Below are 17119 nucleotides of genomic sequence, written 5' to 3' on the forward strand. Positions count from 1 at the left end.
TCAGGGCGGGATCCCACTTTAAATTGAACTTTTACGGTTGGTCATGATCTGATCTGCCTTGCCCTTAATCCACAGATGACCATGACCCTTTTGAAACAACTAGAACAGATTACCGATCCCCGTAAGGACATCAATCTAAAGCATAATTTAGTGGATGTGGTGTTCCTGACACTCAGTGCTATCCTCAGCGGTGCGACTGGGTGGAAGTCCATTCAGGAATTCGGAGAAGAACAGCTAGATTGGCTCCGTCTGTACCGAAAATTTGAAAATGGCATCCCTAAAAGGCATTGTATCAGTAATATAATCAGAGCATTGGACAGCGAACTGCTCCTTCAAGCCATATTGGGCTGGATCAATGAGCAACGGCAAACGGAAGGGAAAACCGTTATCGCGCTGGATGGAAAAACCCTGCGCGGGGCGTGGAGTGAGGATGCTAAGAATGCACTCCATGTTGTCAGCGCATTTGATGTCGGCAACGGCATTACACTTTACCAAGACAGTTCACATTCTAAAGGGAAAGAAGCTGAAGTCGCCCGCAACATGATTGATGCTATGGCACTGGATAATGCCGTTCTGACGCTGGATGCACTGCATTGTCAGGTGTCTACCATGAACAAAATTAAACAGGGGAACGGTGATTTCATTATTCAGCTCAAGTCGAACCAGCCGGGATTATTTGAAGCAGTCAAAACCAGCTTCAGTAAAGCGTATGAGCAGCCAGAACTGGCTATATTTGAGCAGTTCAACATGGGTCATGGCCGCAGGGAGCGCCGAACAGTCATGCAGATAGAAGCAGAATTATCAGCGGAACTTAAGAAAAAGTGGCCGCACATCACCTCATTTATCGAAGTTGCCAGTGAACGGACAGTCGATGGAATAACATCATGTTCTTCACGCTGGTATGTCAGTTCCTTACCGCTCAATGCCGAAGAGGCCGCGAGGACTATTCGAGAGCATTGGGGGGTAGAAAATCAGCTCCATTGGGTGCTGGATGTGGTCTTCCGCGAAGATGCGCTGAAGGTAACGGATCCTGATGGCGCAAAGCATCTCGCCCTATTTAACCGAGCGGCTCTGAGTGCGATAAGGCAGCACCAAGGCAAAAAAGACAGTCTGGCAGGTAAGCGCCGCCGTGCTGGTTGGAGTCCTACATTTCGCTCAGAGTTGTTATTTGGTTAAGATATAAGCAAAGTGGAATCCCGCCCTGATTGAGTGTTGGAGGTGGAAATAAAGTGGTTAAGTAAAGTGAAGGTAGAAGATCTATTCCCTACAGAGTACGCTTTGGTGGATTCATTTGGGTTGAGCATAATTTTTAAGTTAATCATTTTTGTCGTAGCATTTTCTTGGCTTGGCTTTATTCTTTTTGTTATTGTAAAGTTGTTTTTAAATTAATATGATTACTGCTGAAGTTGGGTTTTGAATTCGCGGTGGGTTCTATCACGAAAGGAAACGCTTATTCTCAGTAATGCAACGATTAAATTAGTTAGCGGAGGAGGACTCTCCTCAGCAGGATATAAGATGTTAAAATTTATTTTAATCGGGTTTGTAGTGGTAGGTTTAACTATAATAGGCTTTGGGCATAAACTAGATTTTAGAACGAACACAAAAGGTTTATTTTTAGGGTTTTTATTTATTTCCATTGGATTAACTTTAATACTAAATAACTGATCCTATTTGTGCTACATCTTGCTGAACCCTTGTGGCGCAAGAGTTTCCGGATATGTGATTCTGAAGCCCACCTCATCAGGCTGGTGTTCTAACTGCGTCAAGTTACTACTTGGAGACGATATCGGTTCAGTGATCTACTTTTGGAGCAGTTATTTAGTTTGTTAGTGTTTTTTCTTTGTGGATTTCTTCATAAATTAACCATCATCTGTTGCCAATAGAAATTCTCGATTTAGGAAAGGGAACAGGCAAAGCTTTGGAGGCAAGTTTGGTTGAACAAATAAGAGAATTTACAGCCCGGCTTTGGCCAGTTCGGCCGCCATCTGTTCAAGGCCGCTCAGGCCCTGGATATCGGTTTCCTTGAGTGGCAGTCGAAAGCGGCGCAGTTTGCTAAAGTTTGCGTCTATCTCTTCGAGGTGCACGGCTTCCTGCTGACGGCGTTTGGCAAGAAAGCTGCCGTCGGCTTCGGGTGGCAGCAACCGATTGATTACCAAACCTGCCAGCGGTAACTGCTCGGCCTGCAAACTGGCCACGGCGCGGCGGGTTTCCAGAATAGGCAGCTTTTCTGCGGTCAGGACAAACAGCAGCCCTGTTTGCTGCGGATCTTTAATCAGCTCACGGGTGCGCTGCAGCAGCCGTTGGCGGGCCAGTAAGGTTTCTGCTATGGCCTTGTTGCGCGGCGCCATTCCGGCGGTGGCGTGCTCGGCCGGATCGTCGAAGGGGTTATCGACATCACGGCCCCGCCCGGGTGTCAGGTGCGACAGCATGGCGCCGAGCTTTTCTGATTTCTGATTGGCGCTCAGCATACCTTGGGTCCAGGCGGCCATCGCCTCAGGAAGGCTCAGTAGCCTAAGCGTATGGCCGGTGGGCGCGGTATCAAAAATGATCAGATCGTATTCACCGAGGCCGCTTTCCAGGGTCTTGGCAATCCGCTCCAGCAAAGCCGCTTCCTGGGCACCGGGAGACTGTCGGGTGAGACGCATCTGCCGCTCAATTTCAGCGAACATCTCCGGGCGGGTAAAACTTTTCAACTGTTGGCTGACCCGGTCGAGATGTTGGCGCACTTCCTCATCCGGGTCGATTTCCAGTGCATCCAGATTGGGTGCCAGCCGGGTGTAGTGATCGCCTATCTGCTTGGCAAAGGCATCGCTCAGGCTGTGGGCCGGATCTGTGGACACCAAAAGGACTTTCTTGCCGCGTCCGGCCGCCAACAGGGCCAGTGAGGAGGAGACAGTGGTCTTGCCGACACCGCCTTTGCCACCCACCCACAGAATACGTTTGTCGGTCAGCTGCGCCATAGCCCGTCCTTAATTAACATCTTGTTTCAACAGCATCTGAACTGATCCAGCGGTGAGTGGGGCATACCCATACGCAGGTGCCAGTCATGGAACTTTTCCAGCATCAAGGGCTGCAGCTCCAGAGTGTAGTAACTGGCCGGGTTGGGTACCCCCATCATTTCGGAGAAGATCAGCAGCATAAAGAGATCGTCCTGCTCCCTGCGGGCGCGGGTGACTGCCGAGCGAAAAGGGGCGTTATACGCCTCTTCCGCCAGGTGGCTCAGGTCTTTGACCAATGCCTTGATCTTCGCCAGCTTCATCAGTCGTTCTCCGCTGCGGTTTTACGCGCCTTGAGCGAGCGGCTCAACGTGGCACTGCACTCCAGTGAAATGACTATGGCGGCGATCAGTACCACCAAGTCCAGAGTGAACAGGAACCAATCCTGCTTGTCGTAGAAGCCCTTGAGCTGAATAAGTAGGCCCATGGTGGTCATCACCAGCAGGAAGATAAGCGGAGCCAGGGTATACCACATGGGGCGACCCAGTTTCACCAGCATCACTGTGATTACCAGCAGTGTCAGGCCAGCCAGCAACTGGTTGGTGGTGCCAAACAGCGGCCAGATCAGCATGCCACCCGAGCCGTCACCGCCGGCACCGAAGGCCAGCAGCAAGCAGGTACCCACGGCCAGCAGAGTGGCGACGGCGCCATTTTGCATCCAGTTGAGGTTATAGATGCTGCCCCATTCCTGGAAGATGTAACGCTGTAGCCGTAAGCCTGTGTCCATAGTGGTACCGGCAAACAGCACTACCATTACCGTCAGCAGGGTTTGCGCCATGGTTTCATCCATGCCTATCCCGGATTCGAGGATATTGGCGCCGCCCTTGATAAAGGCACTGACGCCCCCCTGACCAAAGGCGTGATAGATGGCCTGCCAGTCGGCCAGAGTCGCAAAACCCGCAGTGGCGGCTATGATGGCGGCCAGTGCCAGAGAGCCTTCGCCTATGGCGCCAAAGTAGCCGACAAAACGCACATCCGGCTCTTTATCCAGTTGTTTTGAGGTGGTTCCGCTGGAAACCAGGCCGTGGAAGCCGGAAATCGCACCGCAGGCAATGGTGACGAACAGCAGCGGCACCAAGGATGGAGTGCCTTCGGGTACATCGGTATTAAAGGCCGGCGCCACTATATCAGGCGCGCCCAGAAGCACGGCGCCGTAGAGCAAGCCTAAGCCGATAAACAGCTGAATACCATTGATATAGTCCCGCGGTTGCAGCAGCATCCATACCGGCAGCAGCGAGGCGATGGCGGCATAGACAAACAGCAGGATGATCCAGCTCTGGTTATCCGACAGCGGCCCCAGGGTTTCCGGCAATGCCAGCGGCATGGACGGGCCGATATAAATGAGTGCGTACAGTGCCGCCACGCCGATAATGGACACCACCAAGAGGTTGATAAGACGGCGGTAGATTAGCTGACCTATGATGAGAGCCACCACAATGGCGCCCCAAACCGGCAGGGTGGCGCTGGGGAAGTTGATCAGCTGCTTGGCAATGACAACGGCAAACACGGCGTTAACCATGAGCAACACTAAAAATATCACCACCATAAAGATGCTGCGGGCCCGCTCGCCGATAACATCACCCGTGACCGCACCTATGGATTTGGCCTTGTTGCGGTTACTGGCCCAGATGGCGCCGGCATCGTGCACCCCGGCAAAGAAGATGGTGCCGAACACCACCCAGAGGAAGGCCGGCACCCAGCCCCAGATAACGGCAATGGCCGGGCCGATAATCGGCGCGGCTCCAGCCACAGAGGTAAAGTGGTGGCCCCAGAGTACATATTTATTGGTGGGCACATAGTCGATACCATCCTGCATCTCATGTGCAGGTGTCACGAAGTTGGGATCGACTTTGAAGATTTTTTCGCAGATGAATTTTGAATAGACAAAATAGCCGGCCGCCATCGCGCCCAGGCCCATTAACATCAACAGCACAGCATTCATGGGACACCTCTTGTTGTTGTTTTGATGTGTTGATGTTAATAGAAGGTGGTTGTTGCTGATATCAGACTAAAGTCCTATTTGGTCGCGGCTGTCAATAACAGCATTTTTGCTGTAGGCGTTTGTCTGCAAAGTAATAATTGCCCGTAATATCGCGGTAGTTCTTGTTTCTTTATTGCGTGTTTCGCTGCTTACAAGGACTTTCAAGCTTATCCGGATGAGAGCCAAATAGGGTAGTGATTACCTTAAGTGAACAGATACTGTTCTTTCTCTACCGTTTTTGCTATTTCGCGTGGCATTATGGAGCGCATAGCGCCAGATTTGGCGCTAGAATGGCTCGGTGCTACCGGTTGGTTGTGGCACAGATAATATCAATAACATCGCAAAGGAAGCTGGATTGTGACGAAGAAAATTATCCTGGATACAGATCCCGGTATTGATGATGCTATGGCAATTCTGTTTGCCGAAGGCCATGCAGCTGTGGATCTTATCGGTATCACCACAATATTTGGCAACGCCACCATTGAAAACAGCACTAGTAATGCACTGTATCTGAAACAGAAATATGGCATGAAGGCAGACGTGTCCATGGGAGCGGATAAGCCGTTGTCGCGCCCTCCTGTCGGCCCTACCACTATAGTTCATGGTGAAACCGGTTTTGGCGATCTGCAAGTCAATGCCGCCGATATCAGTCTGAGCGCCGATCCCCGTCCGGCTTGGCAATATATTGTCGAGCAGCTCAAGGCGCAACCGGGGGAGATCACTCTGGTGGCTGTTGGGCCTCTGACCAATCTGGCACTGGCACTGCAGCATGAACCCGGGATCACCAAATTGGTAAAGGAAGTGGTGGTCATGGGGGGAGCCTTCGGGGTTAATGGCCATCAGGGCAATGTCAGTCCTTTTGCCGAAGCCAATATCCATGATGATCCTGAAGCGGCCGATATTGTATTTACCGCCGACTGGCCCGTGGTGATTATCGGTCTGGATGTGACCCATGAGAGTTTCTTTACGCCCGAGTATCTGGATAAGCTGCGCGATGAAGCCGGTGAGCCGGGACGCTTTATTCACCAGATAAGCCGTTTCTATCTCGACTTTTACCAGCGTAGCCTGGGGATTTCCGGCTGTCACGTGCATGACCCCTCGGCCATTGCCTATGTGATTGACCCCAGTCTGTTTACCCTGAGAAAGGGGCCTGTACGGGTGGTTTGCTCCGGACCGGCCATTGGTCACACAATGCAGAAAACCTATGAGCGGCGCCATCCCCACGATGATTGGAGTGATATGCCGTCGCAGAGTGTTGGGGTAGGGGTACGCGATGAGGCTTTGCTTGAGCTTTATCGCAACACTCTGATAGATTTCGGTCGTCGGTCATAGGCCTTGCTGCGACAGTTATTTTTCTGACCTCAGCGGACTTCATCTGATGCAAGAGCCCGGTATTTTACCGGGCTCTTAACCCTTTGAAGGGACTCTTATTTTGCTGTTTATCCGCCTTTTCATTTTATTTATCTGTTACCTGTCCCTGCATGGTTCAGGGTTAGTCGGTTTCTAAGTATCAGTATTCCTCTTTTTAATCATGGCTCCTCTTTTTGGTCATAACTCCCCATGCTAATCACGCTTTCTCATTGTCACGTTATTCTCTGCTTCCCTCTACTCATCGACTTATCCTCAGTCTCAATCTCATTGTCCGGCTTCCAAGCAGCAAGTTTGGTCCGGAGCGACAGGCGTATTTATCTGCGCTTTCGGGTTAAAGAGTTGGTTATAGGTTTTAGCTCTAATCATATCGACTGTAACTATTTGGGATGGTGAACGCTTAAATGGCTTTGCGTTGATTTTTCGGCTAACCCCTCAGAAATAGCGAAGTATTGTCGGAAAATAGAAACTTTTTTAGATAAATTTCAAGTAACGCAACCGCTTGTTGTTGTGAGGTAAATCACTTTTTGATGCCTTGTGTGACATGAGTTGAGCGGTTTTGCGTTATTGATAATTACAGTTCAAATCATTAGGCTTGTTTTTAATTGAACGGTCAATTAATAAAAATATGCCTAAGATTGGAATGAAACCCGTGCGCCGCCAGCAGCTGATCGATGCCACTATGGCCTCGGTGGCCGCCAATGGTTTGCACAATACCACCATCAACAGCATCAGCCGCTTGGCCGGGTTGTCGTCGGGGATTATCAGCCATTATTTCGGTGGCAAGCAGGAGCTGATTGAAGCGACATTGCGACATTTGCTGGAGCAACTGAAGCTGGCTTTGCTGGCCCAAACAGCAGAGCGGCAGCTTTCCCCCAAGGCACGGCTGCACGCCATAGTGGCGGCCAACTTCACCGAGTTTCAACGCTCGGGGGCGGCTACCCGCACCTGGCTTAATTTCTGGGCTCAGTCCATGCATGAGCCCGGGCTTGCCAGGTTGCAGCAGGTCAACAGTGCCAGACTGCAGAGTAACCTGGCCTTCTCTTTCAAACAGTTATTGCCCGGGGAACAGGCGCTCAAGAGTGCCGAGCAGGTGGCCGCCATGATTGACGGTTTTTGGCTGCGCAGTGCTCTCAGTCCTGAGCCTGAGCAGGCGTTTGCTGCCGCAGAATCCTGGTGTATCGATTTCATTGACCAAAGTCTGGCTTATCACGGAGTACATTGATGACACAGCCTGTTTATCAGAATTTTATTGACGGTCGTTATATGGCCAACGCCTCGGGTGAATCCTTTGAGGTGATTAACCCTGGCACCGGCCAGGTGCAATACCGCGTTGAAGTGGCCGATGAGGCCATCAAACAGGCGGCCATTGCCAGTGCCAAACGTGGATTTGCCGCTTGGTCAGCCATGAGCGCCATGGCGCGCAGCCGGGTGCTGTTGAAGGCGGTTGCCCTGTTGCGGCAGCGCAACGATGAGCTGGCCAAAATTGAAGTGCTGGATACGGGTAAACCCTGGCAGGAGGCGTCTGTGTTGGACGTGGTCACAGGGGCCGATGCCATAGAATACTTCGCCGGTATCGTGGTGGGCCTGGAAGGCTCTCAGCAAAGTGTTGGCGATGATTTCTTCTATACCCGCCGTGAACCTCTGGGGATATGCGCCGGTATCGGCGCCTGGAATTATCCTTTGCAGATAGCCTGTTGGAAGTCGGCGCCGGCATTGGCTGCCGGTAACGCGATGATCTTCAAGCCGTCTGAGGAGACCCCGCTCGGCGCTCTGAAGCTGGCGGAAATCTTTCTCGAAGCCGGTGTGCCCGCAGGGGTGTTCAATGTGGTGCAGGGCGCGGCCGAAGTAGGTCAATGGCTGACTCACAGCGAGGATATCGCCAAGGTGTCCTTTACCGGCGAAGTGGGCACAGGCAAGAAGGTGATGGCGGCAGCGGCCTCCAGTCTCAAGGATGTCACCATGGAACTGGGGGGCAAGTCCCCGCTGATCATCTTTGAAGACGCCGAACTGGAGGATGCCGTCAGCGCCGCCATGCTGGGCAACTTTTATACCCAAGGAGAGGTTTGTACCAATGGTACCCGGGTCTATGTCGCCCGCAACCTGTATCCGGCCTTTATCGAACGTTTGCAGCAAAGGATGGCCAATATCAAGGCCGGCGACCCCATGGCGCCGGACACCAATTTCGGCGCCCTGATATCCAGCGCGCACAGAAACAAGGTGCTCGAGTATATCGCCCTTGGGCAGGCCGAAGGAGCGAGGCTCCTTTGCGGTGGCAAGCCTTTGACGCCGGACTCGGCCCCTGAAGGTTTCTTTGTTGAGCCGACCGTATTTGTCGACTGTGATGACAAGATGCGTATCTGCCGTGAAGAGATCTTTGGCCCCGTGATGTCTGTACTGATTTTCGACGATGAAGAGGAAGTGATCCGCCGCGCCAACGATACCGCCCTTGGTCTGGCTGCCGCGGTATTTAGCCGCGATATTCGCCGCGCTCATAGGGTGATTCATTGCCTTCAGGCCGGGATCTGCTGGATCAATGCCTATGGCGCCTCACCCTCGGAGATGCCCGTCGGTGGCTACAAGCTTTCCGGAGTTGGTCGGGAGAACGGTAGTGAAACCCTCAAGGCTTATACCCAGACCAAATCGGTTTATGTCGGCATGCAGCCCCTGGAAAGCCCATTTTAAGGAGCCGTTATGAACCAGAATTTCGACTATATCATTGTCGGTGCCGGCAGCGCGGGTTGTGTGCTGGCCAACCGCCTGAGCGAAGATAAAAACAAACGGGTCTTGTTGCTGGAAACCGGCGGCAGTGATCGCAGCATTTTTATTCAGATGCCAACGGCGTTGTCCATTCCCATGAATACCCAAAAGTATGCCTGGCAGTTTGAAACCGAGCCTGAACCGGGTCTGGACAATCGGCGCATGCATTGTCCAAGGGGCAAGGTGCTCGGCGGTTCGTCATCTATCAACGGCATGGTCTACGTCCGCGGTCACGCCCATGACTTTGATGAGTGGCAGGCCTGTGGCGCAGAGGGCTGGAGCTACGCCGATTGCTTGCCCTATTTCAAAAAGGCCGAGACCTGGGCCTTTGGCGGTGACAGGTATCGAGGCGATAGTGGGCCCTTGGGGGTCAACAACGGCAACCGCATGGTTAACCCCCTGTATCAGGCCTTTGTTGATGCCGGTGTGCAAGCCGGGTACCTGGCCACAGATGATTACAACGGTGCCCAGCAGGAAGGCTTTGGCGCCATGCATATGACAGTGAAAAATGGTGTGCGCTGGTCTACGGCCAATGCCTATCTGCGTCCGGCCATGACACGGAATAATTTAAAAGTGGTGACCGGCGCCTTAGTGCACAAGGTATTGCTGCAGGACAAGGTGGCAACCGGGGTGCGCTATGAATGCGGCGGCAAGTTGCAGCAGGCCATGGTTGGCGTGGGCGGCGAAGTGATTCTTTCAGCAGGTTCAGTGGGCTCCCCCCACCTGCTGCAGCTTTCCGGTATAGGCGCGCCCGAAGTCCTTAAAGCAGCCGGTATTGAGCTGGAGCATGCCTTGCCCGGGGTCGGGGAGAATCTTCAGGATCATCTGGAGTTCTATTTTCAGTTCCGTTGCACCCAGCCTGTGTCCCTTAACCGCAAACTGGATTGGTGGAACAAGTTTCTGATCGGCAGCCGCTGGTTCTTTACCAAGACGGGACTCGGGGCGAGCAACCATTTTGAATCCTGCGGTTTTATCCGCTCCAAGGCGGGCCTGGCCGCACCGGATCTCCAGTATCACTTCCTGCCCGCCGCCATGCGTTATGACGGCCGGGAAGCCTTTGATGGCGATGGTTTTCAGGTGCATATCGGCCACAATAAGCCCAAGAGCCGGGGATGGGTCAGGGCACAGAGCAGCGATCCGCACCGGCATCCGCAGATACGTTTCAACTATTTGCAACACCAGGATGATATCGAAGGTTTTCGCGCCTGCGTGCGCCTGACCCGGGAGATTATTCATCAGCCGGCATTCGATGGCTATCGCGGAGAAGAGATCCAGCCTGGTGCCGAAGTGGAAACCGATGAGCAGATAGATGCCTTTGTTCGTCGCTCGGTAGAGAGTGCTTATCATCCATCCTGTTCCTGCAAGATGGGTACAGATCCCATGGCTGTGGTAGACCCGCAAAACCGGGTGCATGGCATTGAAGGACTGAGAGTCGTGGACTCTTCCGTATTCCCCACCATTCCCAATGGCAACCTCAATGCACCGACCATAATGTTGGCAGAGAAGGCCGCCGATATTATCCGCGGCCGTGAAGCCTTACCGGCCTCTGATGCCACAGTTGTTCTGGCTGACAAGTGGCGAGCGCAGCAGCGCAGCCACGCACCCGAGCGACCTAGCTGATCTTAAAATCCAAGGGGCCAGTCTGCGGTCGGCCCCTTACCCCTGTCAATGCTGTAATCGGTGTAGCCAAGCCGAGGGCGTTTTGTCGGCCAAAATTCGCCATTAGTCAGGGGCTGGAATTAGAAAAATATAATTTAAATCAAAAATAAAGGGAAAAGTTATGGAGCTTTGGCTTTCAGCAGGGATCTTATTTACCTTTGCTATGATAGGGGTGATCCTGTATCGGTGGGGCAACATTCCCTGCGTAGGTGTCACCCCGGTGCGGATCAACACCTTTATCGCTATTTTGTTTACCTCAGGCCTCGATGTTGGCTTGATCATGTTCCCACTCACTGAATTCGACACTTACACAGATACCAACAGCAGCCCCGAATACGCCTTTTCCAATCCCTTGGCGATAGAGTTTGGATTTTGGGCCTTTCTTATCTGGGGTTTTTACTTTGTCACCTGTTTCTATTTCTGCGTTATAGAACCCAGAGTGAAGTTCTTTGAACTCAAGCCGGTAAAATTCATCAACAACATGGTGATTATCGGCACCTGGAGGGTCCGCCGGGATTCTGGAAATTTTCGCCAAATCTGACTTAATCAATTGTTATCATTGGATATCGAACGATTACTACCACCGTTTTCCTTCAACTCGTTAAACCATCTATCCATAATGTCTTTCTGCGTATTAGCAGCAGATTTCAATGAATCTACTTCAGAGATAAGCCCCATGTTCTTGTCTGCCTGCTCGCTAAGTTCAGTTTTTAACAACTTAATTTCAGCGGTAGCCTGTTGATACCTTTCTTGTATTGAGGTTATCTGCTGCTTAAACGCGAGGTTCTCAGTCTCCACTTCTAACTTCATAGCTGTCATTGCAGATAATGAGGTTTCAGCTTTTTGAAGTTGTTTCAATGTACCTTCAAGCTGTGTTTCTAACTTGGCACATTGTTTCTGGAGCGCAGCATTCTCCAACTGTCTTGTGGTCGACTGCTGGCTTAGCTCTCTGATCTCAAGTTGAAGCCGTTGTACTTGTGACTCATGCCGACCTTGTTCTTGTTCTCGTTGCTCCTTAACTGAATTTCGATAGTGTTCCAGTGCCGAGCGTGACTGAGAATGCTTTTCTTCTAACGATGCTATCTGCTGATCTTTATCCGCAAGACGTATTAACATTGCCTCTTCATTCGTTTTCAGTCTTTCGATAGTCAGCTTCTGCGCATCAATATTCGCTTCGAGCGCTTTTAATTCATGTGCTCTTTGGTCGAGCTTAGTCATTAATTCATCTCGATGAGACTGGGTTTCTAGAAGCTCTTGGCGTAGCTGTTCGTAGCGTTCGTCTCTTTCTCGTAACGCTTCGTGATGCTGTTCGCGTTCGTTCTCAATGACCTCGTTTGCTTCTTGCTGCAATCGCCCCGACATCTTTTCTACGATAAAAGTGAGCTCTTCGCTTAACGACGTGGTGATCTGCGCTTTTCCCTCAGCCTCTTCCAACTCCTTGAGGTAGCGATGGATCGTGGTTTTTGAACCGGTATTCCCAAGTTCAATGCGTATAGCGTCAATGGATACTGATTCTCTGCGTGCCAGTATCGCATTTCTTGCCTGTTCAACCGCTTCTTTAGTTATGCCACCACGTGCCATGCTATCACCATTCATACCATATTACGTACCATGTAATTACATACTAATACGTAATATTAAAAACACAAATTTTATTCAATGTATAAGAATAGATAATCCTGAATTATCTATTGTTATCACGAAAAAGCTTGATTTGGTGGGCTTGGTTAGTACGTAATAGCCTTTGTTTAAAAAACAGCCTTTGAAAAATGTGCTAGGCTGATTTCCTTGATGTGTACTAAGCGGTGTACTGAAATAAACTAAGATGAATGAAGTTGAACGCTATATTGATGCGGCCACACGGGACAATACGCGGCGTAGTTACCAAGCGGCGATTGAGCACTTCGAAGTCGATTGGGGCGGTATGCTGCCGACTACATCGGAGCAAGTTGCTCGTTATCTCGCCCATTATGCCAACACACTATCTCATAGCACGTTGCGGCTACGTTTGGCCGCGCTAGGACAATGGCATGTGTCGCAAGGATTTGTGGATCCCACCAAGTCGCCCTTGGTAAGAAAAGTCTTTAAAGGGATCCGCGAGGTTCACCCCGCGAGAACCAAGCAAGCTAAGCCGCTGGCCATCGATGAATTGGCTCAGATTTGTGACTATCTCGAACGAGTACGACAGAGTGACGATCAACTAACCGCCTTAACTGCAACTCGCGACAAGGCATTGTTACTCATAGGCTTTTGGCGGGGCTTTCGCGGTGATGAATTGTGTCGGATGACGATTGACCACATTGAGCTTGTGCCGACGCAAGGGATGATCATTTATTTACCTCGCTCCAAGTCCGATCGTACCAATCAAGGGCGAGAATACCGTGCGCCAGCCTTGCAACGGCTATGCCCCGTCCAAGCTTACCAAGAATGGTTAGCTATTTCTGGCTTGAGCACCGGCCCAGTATTTCGCAGCATCAATCGTTGGGGACAAATGAGCATCGAGAGCTTACGGCCATCCAGTATTCTGCCGCTGATGCGTAAGCTAATGGCGAAAGCGGGACTCAGCAATTCGCATCTTTATAGCAGTCATTCATTGCGACGCGGCTTTGCTTCCTGGGCCACACAGCATCAATGGTCACTGAAGCAACTAATGGAATATGTCGGTTGGCGCGATGCACAATCGGCATTGCGCTACATCGAAGTCAGAGCCCCATTCACGGCAGAACAGTTACAGCCGTCGACTTCGCATGTGGCTATCTCTCCACCGGTGATCAATTTAGACATCCAACTGGACTTAACGCGCTTTCATGATAAAGCGCCAAGTGAAAAATCGGTACGCCTCAAATTAGAACGCTTTGTATTGAAGGCGTTTGGTGAATTGGTAAGTATCGATGAGCAGCTTTATCAGCTGCAATTGCCAATCGGCACTGTCGAGGCTGATCTGGATGAGCTAGCGGATGAAATGTTGAATCGAGCTCACAGTATTGCCAGCGACCATCAATGCATGTTGGAAATGGTGTTGATTGACAGCTCTAGTGGCCAACGTTGGGATTAGCTAGTTAACCGACGAAAGGGAATTTCGGATGAAAATAGCTGAGAGTACTGCCTATCCTCGATTAGAAAATTACTTTTCATATCATCTACTATCACAGCGATATCATCCGACTGAACCTGAGCTCATGTTAAGTCAATCTCAGCAACATCCATTGCATCGGCTGGCCTTGTTAGTGCAGCTTAGATTGTTTGAGCGGCTTGGCTATTTCACCTCGCTGAACGAGTGCCCTCGCCAGATAATCGAACATATTAGAAAAGTGGCTGGCATCGTGTTTGAACCATCTGCTGCGGATTGGGAAAAATATGAAAAATCGGGAACGCGGCAACGACACATTGTCATTATCCGTTCATTCTTTGGCGTAAAGGCCTTTTCCTCAGCAGATAAACCATGGTTAACCGACGTCGCTCGTCGAGCGGCGCAAACTAAAGAAACCGTCAACGACATTATCAATGTGATGTTAGAAGAACTTGCGCACCATTGCTTTGAGTTTCCGGGGTTCACCGTTCTGGAACGGCTCGCACGAGAGGTACGCAAGCAGGTAAATGATGCTTATTTTTGTCAGATCACAAAATCTTTAAGCAAATCTGCGATATCTCAACTAGATCAACTCTGGAGTTCAAATAGTGCTGGCGTTTATACGCACTGGCAGCAATTAAAGCGCGAGCCGAAAAAGCCGACGAGCAAAGAGGTCCGTAGCTATTTGCAGCATGTGGAATGGTTACGCCAATTGGAAAGTCAGATGCCCACTCTCGAACTTCCTGTTGCAAAGTTTCAGCAATTTATGTTGGAAGCACGAGCTCTTGATGCTAACGAAATGCGCGAATTAACACCTAATAAACGGTATGCCTTAGCGGTGATCCTTATCCGTAGCCAGCACGGTAAGGCGCTTGATGATGTAGCAGAACTATTCATCAAGCTAGTACGTGGATTGGAAAATAACGCTCAGCAAAGCTTGCAACAGTACATGTTGCAGAAACAGAAGCAAGCGGATGAACTTATCAGCAATTTCAGAGAGGTGGTATTGGCTTTAGATGAGCCAGGTAGTGCCAGCTGTCGCTTAGCACAGATTGAGCAGTTATTACTCCCGGACAAGGCGTCTGTTGTTGCAAAGTGCGATGAACACCTCGCCTATGCGAGTAATAACTACCTGCCTTTTATGCTCAGACCCTACAGCAATAAGCGATCGTTGCTATTTAATTGCCTGTCTATCCTCACGTTAAAAAGCACGTCAAGTGATAAGACAACAGAACGGTTACTCAAGTGCTTGCTGTCTCTTCAAAATATTCACCAAGAACACATCAGCAAACACTATTTATTGGATCAATTTAACGGGGCTAGAGCCACTAGATGGATACCCAATACATGGAAAAAACTGGTTTTGGTGCAAGCAGACACCGAGGACGAAGTGGTTGTTTTACACAGAAAGTTTCTAGAGCTGTGCATTATGGTGCACATTAAGCAGGAACTCATGTCCGTAGATCTCTTCGTTGCACAAAGTGAACAGTACAAAGATTATCGCGAAGGCATGGTGGATGATGAAACCTTTTCTCGTGAATTGCCACTTTATGCCCAACAAGTTGGGCTCCCGCTGTTAGAGCCAAAAGCGTTTATTAAAGAGTTACAGCAAAAGCTGACCACGCTAGCTCAAGAAGTCGATCGTCGTTTTCCTGAAAATAATCAAGCTAAGATCCGTGATGGAAAATTGAGCCTCACACGTGCTTCAACACCGCGCCCCGCCGATGCTATCCAACGCATCGATGATGCCATTACCGAACGTTTAGAAACCACCAGTATTGTGGATGTGTTAGTGGATGCGGAACATTGGCTAGGACTAAGCAAATTATTCTATCCACATTCGGGGAATGTGAGCAGACTCGACGATCATGCTCAGCGGTTTGTGACAACGCTATTCTGCTATGGGTGTAACTTAGGCCCTACACAAACGGCCCGCTCAATTAAAGGGATCAGTCCCAAACAAGTAGCCTGGCTAAATCTTAAACAAGTGAACGAAGACCGCCTCGATAAGGCGGTAGCCCAAGTCATCAATGCCTACAACAAGTTTGAGCTGCCAAAGTTCTGGGGTAGCGGTAAGCATGCATCCGTGGATGGCTCTAAATGGGATTTGAATGAACAAAATCTGATGTCGGAATACCATATTCGCTATGGTGGTTACGGCGGCATTGGTTATTACCACGTCTCCGATACGTACATAGCTTTGTACAGCCGTTTTATTTCCTGCGGCGCCTATGAAGGTAACTATCTGCTGGATGGGTTGATGAAAAATACATCAGATATCAAACCGGAATTTCTTCATGGCGATACGCAATCACAAAGCTTTCCCGTGTTTGGTCTATCCTACTTGCTCGGTATTGGGCTGATGCCTAGGATACGCAATATCCAAGATCTAAACCTGTACCGCGCTGATAATGGCTGCAAATATCAAAATATCGATCAACTCTTCAACGGCAGTATCGACTTCATCTTGATTGAAAATCTGTTGCCCGACATGCTGAAGCTTATTCTCTCAATCAAATTAGGCAAGATGCCGGCATCATCGTTATTGCGGCGGCTCAATACGTATAGTCGTAAAAACAAGCTCTATAGTGCGTTTCGGGAGCTGGGCAAGGTCATTCGCACATTGTTTTTGCTCAACTACATCGACAATTATGAACTACGCCAAGTGATCCAATCCGAAACCAATAAGTCGGAAGAGTTAAACAATTTCTTAAAATGGTGCTTCTTTGGTGGGGATGGCCTTATCGCTGAAAACATCCGTCACGAACAAAGTAAAGTCGTTAAATACAATCAATTAGTCGCTAACATGTTGATTTTATATAACGCTGATAAGATGACCTGTATCCTGCGGGAGTTGGCTGATAAAGGCATAGAACTGACGCCTGAACTACTTGCGGGGTTGTCTCCCTACAGAACAGCCCATATCAACCGCTTTGGCGACTACCTGTTGGATATGGAAAGAAGCTACAGTCCCTTAAACTTTGCCATGAATATTGATGCACAAATAAACAACGGACAATAATATGTATTAAATTGAGTTCTGCTTAACTGAAGCTCCTAAAGTGGAACCCATACCTCGCTGTATCTCTAAATGTGGGAAAGTTAGGGGCAGTCATACTACGTAAGAAAAACGCATGACGAAAGTAAGGTCTCATTATCTGGCATTCCATGACATCGACTCAAGGGAGATGTTCTCGAATGAGAAATTATACTAGTTCAGACCTGAGGTGACAGACAGTTACCCATTTTTCTGGTACTGCCGTCAGATTAGATTTGTTCAGCGCA

At 50.0% G+C, this 17119-nt stretch carries 11 protein-coding genes and 1 pseudogene; 8 read left to right on the forward strand and 4 right to left on the reverse strand.

The annotated features are described in order from the left end of the window. The first annotated feature begins 81 nt into the window (after positions 1-81). Positions 82-1176, forward strand: a complete 1095-nt coding sequence (locus AYI96_RS06470; protein WP_144361248.1) for an ISAs1 family transposase — start codon at positions 82-84, stop codon at positions 1174-1176. Positions 1177-1952: 776 nt separating this feature from the next. Here the strand turns inward: AYI96_RS06470 and AYI96_RS06475 are convergent. Genes AYI96_RS06475 through AYI96_RS06485 form a run of 3 tightly spaced genes read right to left on the reverse strand, consistent with a single transcriptional unit; the run spans position 1953 to position 4938 of the window. Beyond that, positions 1953-2960 carry an ArsA family ATPase gene (locus AYI96_RS06475; protein ID WP_071476212.1) on the reverse strand — a complete coding sequence of 336 codons (1008 nt, stop codon included), beginning with the start codon at positions 2958-2960 and terminating at the stop codon, positions 1953-1955. A gap of 26 nt (positions 2961-2986) precedes the next feature. Further along, on the reverse strand, positions 2987-3259 hold the full coding sequence (locus AYI96_RS06480) for a cory-CC-star protein (RefSeq protein WP_144361249.1): 273 nt from the start codon (positions 3257-3259) through the stop codon (positions 2987-2989). Next, positions 3259-4938 (reverse strand): carbon starvation protein A, encoded by a 1680-nt coding sequence (locus AYI96_RS06485; protein ID WP_039033918.1) that lies wholly within the window; start codon positions 4936-4938, stop codon positions 3259-3261. The genes AYI96_RS06480 and AYI96_RS06485 overlap by 1 nt, the downstream gene beginning before the upstream one ends. Before the next feature lie 396 nt (positions 4939-5334). Here AYI96_RS06485 and AYI96_RS06490 point away from each other — a divergent pair, with 396 nt between their 5' ends. From AYI96_RS06490 to AYI96_RS06510, 5 genes and pseudogenes are all read left to right on the forward strand, one after another. Next, a complete protein-coding gene (locus AYI96_RS06490; RefSeq protein ID WP_144361250.1) occupies positions 5335-6309 on the forward strand; it encodes a nucleoside hydrolase in 975 nt (324 codons plus the stop codon). A gap of 664 nt (positions 6310-6973) precedes the next feature. Continuing rightward, the gene (betI, locus tag AYI96_RS06495) at positions 6974-7570 is read left to right on the forward strand and encodes a transcriptional regulator BetI (RefSeq protein ID WP_071476213.1); all 597 of its coding nucleotides are present in this window, start codon (positions 6974-6976) and stop codon (positions 7568-7570) included. After that, positions 7570-9030, forward strand: coding sequence for a betaine-aldehyde dehydrogenase (gene betB / locus AYI96_RS06500; RefSeq protein ID WP_144361251.1), 1461 nt, complete (start codon positions 7570-7572; stop codon positions 9028-9030). The genes betI and betB overlap by 1 nt, the downstream gene beginning before the upstream one ends. A 9-nt stretch (positions 9031-9039) precedes the next feature. Beyond that, a complete protein-coding gene (gene betA, locus AYI96_RS06505) occupies positions 9040-10725 on the forward strand; it encodes a choline dehydrogenase (protein WP_144361252.1) in 1686 nt (561 codons plus the stop codon). Positions 10726-10885: 160 nt separating this feature from the next. Continuing rightward, positions 10886-11263, forward strand: a pseudogene (locus tag AYI96_RS06510) (BCCT family transporter); the annotation flags it as partial. Positions 11264-11310: 47 nt separating this feature from the next. Here AYI96_RS06510 and AYI96_RS06515 read toward each other — a convergent pair. Then, positions 11311-12345 carry a DNA-binding protein gene (locus AYI96_RS06515; RefSeq protein ID WP_186300031.1) on the reverse strand — a complete coding sequence of 345 codons (1035 nt, stop codon included), beginning with the start codon at positions 12343-12345 and terminating at the stop codon, positions 11311-11313. Positions 12346-12589: 244 nt separating this feature from the next. Between AYI96_RS06515 and AYI96_RS06520 the strand changes: the two genes are divergently transcribed. Together AYI96_RS06520 and AYI96_RS06525 are read left to right on the forward strand one after the other, a co-directional pair. Beyond that, positions 12590-13819, forward strand: coding sequence for a site-specific integrase (locus AYI96_RS06520; protein WP_144361254.1), 1230 nt, complete (start codon positions 12590-12592; stop codon positions 13817-13819). A gap of 28 nt (positions 13820-13847) precedes the next feature. Next, the gene (locus AYI96_RS06525; protein WP_144361255.1) at positions 13848-16856 is read left to right on the forward strand and encodes a Tn3 family transposase; all 3009 of its coding nucleotides are present in this window, start codon (positions 13848-13850) and stop codon (positions 16854-16856) included. Positions 16857-17119: the final 263 nt, after the last annotated feature.

It is taken from the genome of Shewanella sp. MSW, from assembly GCF_007636515.1.
GTDB classification, from domain to species: Bacteria; Pseudomonadota; Gammaproteobacteria; order Enterobacterales; family Shewanellaceae; genus Shewanella; species Shewanella indica.